We start from the raw sequence: 1,422 nt of genomic DNA on the forward strand, positions 1-1,422 counted from the left end.
CATCAAGTCCCATGCCTTGATTCAACCACCGGCTCTGGAAACCCCACCCAACCAACCCCACCTGACGCCTCGATCTCGGCACCTCGACCTGGGTGGAGAACCATGCCGATACAACCGTCGTCTCTTTCGGGCGGCCACGGTGATCATGGGGTCGGGCGGAACCCGAGGAAAACAAGCGGGCTGGGTGGGTGGGTGGGAGAACCACAATGGCCGCGACACCAATCCGCCCGGCAACCACGGCAATGACGGGCTCGCGCGGAGTCCGTGACGATCCAGTGGGCGTACAGGCCGCATGCCCGGCCGCCAACCGAGCCGCCCGACGCCCGGCAGAGCGGCAGCTTGACCACGGATAGAAAGTCGTAACAGGTCGAGGACAAGCGGTAGGGCCGCGAGGCAAAAGCTCATGACAGGCGCTCTTGGTATCCATAACCTTGCTGTCATGCCGAGATGCGATGAAGAAGATCTATTACGCGATGGCTTTGAGCGCGTCCACATCGAGTTGGATTGGTGGGACGGACCTCGCGAAGGGCTCGCGGACGTAGACGGAAAGGTGCACTATTTCCAGGCAGTATGGGACGATGACCAAGACGACTACGGCGACGAATATTATGTGTGGCCTGCGAGCTCGCCTGCTGTCGCAATGGAGCGTGAGGCGCAGACGATCTTTCTGGAATGGCTCACGCGCTATAAGTCGGCTACGGCCTCCATAGAGACTCATCCTGGACACGGCGGAGTCGATGCGCGATATGACGAACTCAAGACGCGTCTCCTGCCCTTCAGGGCCAAGCCTAACGATGCTATCCGGATGACAGCAGAGTGGCGCGCACTCGATCGGAGGTTCCACAATAACGCAGCTGGGCCCAGCTATACGGTGAAGTGGTGTCGATCAGGCCAGTAGGCAGATTGCTGAACGCGAACTCAGGCCAGGCGAACACGATTATCCCGCCTGATGGCTGTGCACCTTTATTTATCGTGCTGTTGCTGTCCGCTGTCGGCATCTCCAATACGTCGTAATCCAGTAAGTTGGGCGCGAGCCTTGTTGATCGTCGGTGTTGGCGCGCGACCCGCGTTCATCCCACTTACCGTGCTCCGAGACAGCCCCGGAGCCAGAACATCATGCCGACCTGTCACGATCTCACGATGAATTGGGTCGAGAGGTTTCCTCGAGCACGTGAACGCCAACCGATGCAGTTCCCCGTTCTGGTGACAACCTTGACGCCACCGGCCTGAGCGAGTCTGGTTGGCCCGCAGCCCGGTTAAGCCCCCGCGTGCAGGTAGGCGGCCCATAGGGACGAGCTGAGCGGGAGTCGGCGGCGCAGGTCCTGGACGGCATGGTGCAGGGCGTGGGCGGCGCGACTGGTGTCCAGGGTCGCCTCGCCTGTGGCCAGATTGCTGTAGAAGGTGTCGGCGATGGCCGGGGCG

Annotated in this window: 1 protein-coding gene; it reads left to right on the forward strand. The window is 61.4% G+C overall.

All coding sequences use genetic code 11. The features are described 5' to 3' along the window. A partial coding sequence (locus Amac_RS54650; protein ID WP_218040796.1) for a hypothetical protein occupies positions 1–268 on the forward strand: 268 nt, incomplete at its 5' end. Positions 269–1,422: the final 1,154 nt, after the last annotated feature.

Origin of the sequence: Acrocarpospora macrocephala (assembly GCF_009687865.1) — a bacterium.
Taxonomy (GTDB): Bacteria; Actinomycetota; Actinomycetes; order Streptosporangiales; family Streptosporangiaceae; genus Acrocarpospora; species Acrocarpospora macrocephala.